At 64.3% G+C, this 442-nt stretch carries 1 protein-coding gene; it reads right to left on the bottom strand.

Features of this window, described 5'->3' with window-relative positions:
- Positions 1 to 60 precede the first annotated feature (60 nt).
- Positions 61 to 442: hypothetical protein (locus CVH10_RS25740; RefSeq protein WP_219924761.1), on the bottom strand; the 382-nt coding region annotated here is incomplete at its 5' end.

The raw sequence follows: 442 nt of genomic DNA, 5'->3' as shown, positions 1-442 counted from the left end.
GGGGGCCGATTTCAGACGAAGTGCACACAGTGCACTCTGTTTTTTATCCGCCGCCCGTCTTCAGAACAGCAACCCGGCCAGAACGCCGATCACCGCCAACACCAGGCTTCCGACCATCATCATCGCGCTGATGGCCAGTTGCAGCACCAGTCCCTTGCCGATCCCGGCCGCGACCCCGCGATACCAGCGCCCCCGGCCCATCCGCACGAAGACCACGACACCGAGAATGAACAGCGCGATGCTGCCCATCATCGCCACAGGCCCCGTGCCGTATATGAACCAGAACAACGGCAGCATCGGCACGGTCCAGGCGTTCAGATAGGCGAAGGCGGCGCGAAAGCCGCAACGCCATCCCAGGTCCTCGGCGTCCCACCAGCGCACGAACGGCAGGACCGCCAGCGCATAGAGGGGCGCCATCAGCGGGACGGTCAGAAACGACATC

It is taken from the genome of Halomonas sp. ND22Bw (assembly GCF_003011945.1).
Classification (GTDB): Bacteria; Pseudomonadota; Gammaproteobacteria; order Pseudomonadales; family Halomonadaceae; genus Halomonas; species Halomonas halophila.
The sequence above is the reverse complement of the archived record's forward strand: the minus strand, read 5'-3'. Positions and strand labels throughout refer to the sequence as shown.